The following is a 5265-nucleotide window of genomic DNA, read 5'->3' on the forward strand; positions in this document are numbered from 1 at the left end:
GGGCGATGGGACAACCAGCAACCGGACGGATCCGACCGCGGTCGCTGGGGGGCGGACCTTCGTGTCACTCGCCGGTGGCAGTTCCCACACCTGCGGCTTGACGAGCACGGGGGCGGCGTTTTGCTGGGGCCGTAATAACGCTGGTCAGCTCGGCGATGGGACAACCATTGGTGTGCCGTTGGCCGTCTTTGGGGGAATCGTATTCAAGGTTCCGTAGCCGACACAGGTAGTCTGCCTCCCGCAGCGTTCCCCTCTAGCCCGAAGTCTGGTGGAGGAGAATGGGCGTAAACGGTTGCACAGCAGCGTATTGCGTGGATCGGACGCGTACACGCTACCGGGTACATCGGTGCACCGAACTCACCATCGCACGTCGAAGAGCTGAAAAACGCGCTGCTGCCCGGCGGTGGGCGTGGTGAGTTGCTGAAACCGCGCCTCGCCCAGACGCACGCTGTTGCGCGTGAGCGTCGCGAGATCGCGCACGAGCCTGCGAAAGCTGTGCAGCGGCGTGCCATACTCCGTGCGGCGCCGCGCCACCTTGCGGAAGGCTGCGGGTGAGCGCACCGCAGGCGCGACGATCGAGACGCGCTCGGCGCGGGCCGCTGCCGGATCGGCATCGGCGACGAGCACGGGGGCAAGCGCGCGCTTCATGTGCCACACCACGTAGTAGGCCAGCATGCACACGAGCACGTGCGCGCGAATGTAAGTTTTCATGCGGTGATAGATCGGGCGCACTTCCAGATCGGCCGACTTCATCGTGCGAAACGCCCGCTCGACGTGCGAGAGACTTTTGTAGGCCGCCACGACGTCGAGCGCGGCGAGCGTGGCCGCGGGCACATTGGTACGGATCACGTAGATCCCATCGAGCGCCGCTTTGGCCGCATTGCGCGCGTCGTCGCGCGCGTACGTGAAGCCGGTCTCGGTGATCACGTACGTAAAGTGTTTTGCCATCTTGAAGCGCCCGCGCACGCGCCTCACGCGCACGCCGATGCGATCGCGGCCGTGGAGCGGCCACGCGCGCGCTGCGTGGCGGCAGTGATGACGCCGAGTTTGCGTTCCGTGGCCGCCAAGAGCTCGACGCGTGTGCGAGCCCGCTTCACCGCGAGCAACGGGTTGCGACACGCGATGAGCCGCTCGCCCGGATACGCGTCGCTGATGATCTCGCCCAGCTCCTGTTGATCGAAGAGCGAAAGCTGGAGGTATAAGTTCTCTTTATTCTGTCAAACTTTTTCTCTCAATTCTGTCGCAGGCTCAGCGGTGAGGGGATCTACGCATCGGCGGTGGTGTCGCCGTCGGTCTCCTTGAGGTGGCGGGTGCGGTAGGAGCGACCGCGCATTTCGAAATGCGCGCCGCGTTCGAGGAGGCGATCGATCATCGCTTCGGCCAAGTCGCCATCATGGAGCACGTGGCCCCAGGCCGCCAGCGGTTTGTTGGTGGTGACGAGGATCGGGAGCTGGCGGAGGTACCGCTCGTTGACGACGCGACAGAGCACATTCGCGGCATCGTCGGCGTGCGCGAGATAGCCGATCTCGTCCAGCACGAGGACGTGCGGGTGCAGGTACGGGGCGAGCGCGGCGTCGAGCGAGCCGAGACGGGCGGCGTGCGACAGTTCGCCGATCAGCACGTCCGCCGACACGAAGCGCGCGTCGTAGCCGTGCTGCAGGGCGCGATACGCAATCGCAATGACGAGATGCGTTTTTCCGGTCCCGGTCGGTCCGCTAAAAATCGCGCTGCGGCCATCGGTCACGCATTCGACGCCCAGATAGCTGCCAAGCATCTGGCGCCGGAGCGCGGATTGAAAGGTGAAGTTGAAATCGTCGATCGTGCGAAGCGCCGGAAACTGCGCCGCACGGACGGCGCGTCGAAGCCGCGTTTCGGCGCGATGCGCGATTTCTTCGGCGACCATGATATCGAGATAGGCGCGATAGCCCATCCCCTCGGCTTCCGCGCGCACGGCCAGCTCGGCGTGCAGGCGCCGGATCGTCGGCAAGGCCAAGCGCTTGAGCATCTCATCGAGATCGGGCGGCGCAACGGCGGGCGGCGCAACGGCGGGCAGCGCGGCGGCGGGCAGCGGCGGGGCCGTGGGCCGGAGCGGGCGATCCAGCACCACCCGACAGCGCGCGTCGCCCATCGCCTCCAGCACGTCGAAGAGCCGCGCGATGCAGCCCTTCCACGTGTGAGGCCGCTGATGCACGAGCTCCGTCACATACGCCTCGCCGATGGGCCCGAGTTCGACCAATCGCTCGCGCATGTAGTACAGGCGTTTGCGTTCGCTGTACACCGCGGCGAGTTGCTGCGCCCGTTGGCCCGTGAGATAGCTGATAGTCCCGATGGCCGGCACGCGGGGATGCTCCACGTCATGTTTGCCGCCGGCACACACGATCCGCACCCGGTCGGGATAGAGGGGCAGCGTGGCCGGGAGGCCGCACGCTTTGGCCGGCATCGCGTAGCGCACGCCCTGATAGTGGACCATCGCCGTCGGCCCGACGGTCACCGGCACGCGCAGGCCGTAGTCGGCGGGCGCGATGGCGAGCGGTTAGAGGCGCGACTGCTCGAGCGCGAACCGCGCCTGCGGCCGGACCCCGGTCGCGCGCGACGGGCGCACCGTGTTCGCATACACGAGCCACTCGGCCAGCTGCTGCCGCAGATCCGTGTCGAGATCCTGGAAGCGGCGCGCGGCGAAGAAGGCGCGCTTCGCAAAGCCGACCAGATGCTGGACGCTGCCCTTCTGTTCCGGGGCGTGCGGCGTGCAGAGCTCGATGCCGCAGCCGTAGTCGAGCATGGCCTGCGCCAGCGTCGCATTCCACACCGGCCGCCCCGCGTCGCGGCGCAGCACCACGGTCTTCGGGTTATCGAAGACCGCGAGCAGCGCCCGCACCAGCGGCTCGACGCGTTCCGTAGGCACGATCACGAGGTGCAGGAAGCGCGACCACTTGAGCCGATACGCCGCGAAATGGATTCGGCGGCGGGCGCGCGCCGTCGGCGTGTCGGTCGTCAGCCGTACGTCGGCGACCCCGAAACCGAACTGCGCAAACTCGCCCGCCACGCCCTCGAAGCGGACCATCACCGCGACGGGAATCGTGGCCCGCACCGGGCCGAGCAGCCGGTAGATCGTGGACAGGGCGAGCGGCGTGCCGAGGTCGTGCAACCGCCGCTGCACTTCCCCAGACGGGAGCGTCGGCTCCGCCTCGAGCCACTCGCGGAGCCGCGTCGTGGTCGCGTCCCCAACGCCGGGGCGACCGATCCCGCAGGCCGCGCGCGCGGCCGTGTCATCCACCGTCGTCACGGGCGGCTCGAGCGCAATCCGCTGGACGGTGCGCCGCGACATCCCGAGCTGGTGGGCAATCTGGCGGGGCGTCTGCGCCGCGTGGAGTAACGCCTGGACGGCGTGTCGATCGAGCATGCTGCGCATTCTCCTGCGCCTCCCCATGAACGGGATCCTGTGCTCCGGGAACGGCGCTACAATGGAACGATATGGCTCCTTCTGCGACAGAATTTAGAGAAAATCGGTGCCAGAATTTAGAGAACGCACAGACGGGCGGGCGGGGAGCCCCGACAATGCACGGATTTCCGTGCGCCAGACTGGCAATCTATTGGCAATACGAAATGTCGCTTCGGGGCAGCTTCGAGCTATTCTGGGCGTCATCCGGCCACCGAACGCACCAGCATTCATGGCCCCGGGAAACGAATAACCCCATAAACCAGAACGGTTTACGGGGTTATCCCAAAGAGCTCACAACCGGGATCGAACCGGTGACCTCATCCTTACCAAGGATGTGCTCTACCGACTGAGCTATGTGAGCGGCCTGCGTTCGGCGTTGGAGACCCCGAAGGATCTCTTCTGCCGTGAGATGCTAAGCGTAGACGAATTCAGGGTCATCGGCAACCCCTTGGTGGTGGCTTTGGCCATTCTCGACGCGAAGTACGCTCACCGATACGCTACATCTCGCGCCGTCGCAAGAGCGTGAGCACGACCAGCACCGCTGCCGCGAGCGTGGCCATCACTACCGCTCCGCTTGACGGGATGGCGAGCCACGCCAACGACTCCTTGGCGGCATCGGTGCCGCCAAGGGCGGGAGCACGAAAGCCCGCCCACAGCCAGAACACCGCGTAGCCGAATGCACCGACGCCGAGACCGAGGCTGATGAAGCGCGTCCACATCGCGCTGACGCCGAGCATCACGACGAGGAGCGTGACGCCGATCGCCGCAGAACCGAGTCCACCGGCGTGTAGATGAGCACGTTGCATGTACGTCCACGACTTACTCAACACCGCCTTTGCGGCCACGCTGTCGCCGTGATACACGGTGGCACCGACCGCATCGGCGGAAGCCGCAATCCGCGATTTTATGAGGTCTTCGTTCAGTCCAAACACGACGCCCATCGTATAGCCGAACAGCAGAGTCACGATCGCGAAGAGCAGTCCCGGCAGCGCGGCGCGGAGCACGTCGTTGCCGCGCGACGTTGAAGGCAGGAATGGAGTGGTCATGACGGCACTGCCGCTGCAAGTCGCTGTCCACCTGACCTCACACGCACAGGAATCTCAGATACAAGAATCGTCGTTGTACATCGCGCCGACCAAGAACCTCAGCTCGGCATCGCTCAGCCGACCAGTCGGCGGCGCGGAGCACGCGTACGTTCCGGCACTGTTCGCCCCCCTCCTCCGAGCGATGCCATGGCGCCAGAAGCAGAGGCGTTTGGCTGGTGGAAAGCGCGCACCGACGCGGAAGCATATGTCGGTCTGTCCGATGCCCTACCCAGCGCGGCGGCGGTTCGCGTGTAGGATCAGCGCGGACTCATCGCACGCACCCCGGGCGACTGGGCGTTTGTCGTGAGAGGGCCGTTGCAGGCGGATGATGTCGCGAGCCTGCGAGCCAACTACTGGACCCCCGTCGCCGCCGCGCTCGAGCGGTACGCCCCAGCTGCCATCGACCGGCTCACGGCGCTTCGACTCTACACTGGCAACGAGTCCATCCGCCCGCAGCTCGACGTCCGCCACACCGCGAGCCGCAGCGAATGGCGTCTGTCGGTGTTCCCCGGCTACGACATCATCCTTCGCGCAGCGGATAAAGCCGAGGGCAAAGCGGCCGCCCTGTCTATTGGGCGCGAACACCAGGTGGGCAGGACCACGGTACCATTTACTGATCAGTGCAGCAAATAGTTCTGGATTGTCTGCAGTTACAGCCCAACGTTTTGGCATTGGAACGGCGTCCATTATCGATGTGCTTTGGGAATGTGGTGGTTTGTCTGGTCTCGACTTGACCGGCGA

At 65.7% G+C, this 5265-nt stretch carries 6 protein-coding genes and 1 tRNA gene; 2 read left to right on the plus strand and 5 right to left on the minus strand.

The genetic code is table 11. The features are described from left to right. Positions 1-61: 61 nt before the first annotated feature. Entirely contained in the window at positions 62-217 is a 156-nt protein-coding gene (locus tag ACESNG_RS19500) for a hypothetical protein (RefSeq protein WP_373070450.1), read from the plus strand. Positions 218-357: 140 nt separating this feature from the next. Here ACESNG_RS19500 and ACESNG_RS19505 read toward each other — a convergent pair whose 3' ends face one another. From ACESNG_RS19505 to ACESNG_RS19525, 5 genes are all read right to left on the minus strand, one after another. Beyond that, a complete protein-coding gene (locus ACESNG_RS19505; protein ID WP_373070446.1) occupies positions 358-981 on the minus strand; it encodes a hypothetical protein in 624 nt (207 codons plus the stop codon). A gap of 283 nt (positions 982-1264) precedes the next feature. Next, on the minus strand, positions 1265-2524 hold the full coding sequence (locus tag ACESNG_RS19510; RefSeq protein WP_373065494.1) for an ATP-binding protein: 1260 nt from the start codon (positions 2522-2524) through the stop codon (positions 1265-1267). 9 nt (positions 2525-2533) lie between these two features. Continuing rightward, positions 2534-3409 (minus strand): hypothetical protein, encoded by an 876-nt coding sequence (locus ACESNG_RS19515; RefSeq protein WP_373070448.1) that lies wholly within the window; start codon positions 3407-3409, stop codon positions 2534-2536. Positions 3410-3727: 318 nt separating this feature from the next. Beyond that, positions 3728-3800: transfer RNA gene (locus ACESNG_RS19520), tRNA-Thr, on the minus strand. Between the two features lie 136 nt (positions 3801-3936). Further along, positions 3937-4485 carry a hypothetical protein gene (locus tag ACESNG_RS19525; RefSeq protein WP_373062551.1) on the minus strand — a complete coding sequence of 183 codons (549 nt, stop codon included), beginning with the start codon at positions 4483-4485 and terminating at the stop codon, positions 3937-3939. Between the two features lie 354 nt (positions 4486-4839). Between ACESNG_RS19525 and ACESNG_RS19530 the strand changes: the two genes are divergently transcribed. After that, positions 4840-5157, plus strand: a complete 318-nt coding sequence (locus tag ACESNG_RS19530) for a hypothetical protein (RefSeq protein WP_373062553.1) — start codon at positions 4840-4842, stop codon at positions 5155-5157. Positions 5158-5265: the final 108 nt, after the last annotated feature.

Origin of the sequence: Gemmatimonas sp. (genome assembly GCF_041689975.1) — a bacterium.
Classification (GTDB): Bacteria; Gemmatimonadota; Gemmatimonadetes; order Gemmatimonadales; family Gemmatimonadaceae; genus Gemmatimonas.

What these genes read in the sequence shown, in the direction of transcription:
- ACESNG_RS19515 (WP_373070448.1), bottom strand. Translation starts at nt 3,409, where the DNA reads ATGCGCAGCATGCTCGATCGACACGCCGTCCAGGCGTTACTCCACGCG.
- ACESNG_RS19525 (WP_373062551.1), bottom strand. Translation starts at nt 4,485, where the DNA reads ATGACCACTCCATTCCTGCCTTCAACGTCGCGCGGCAACGACGTGCTC.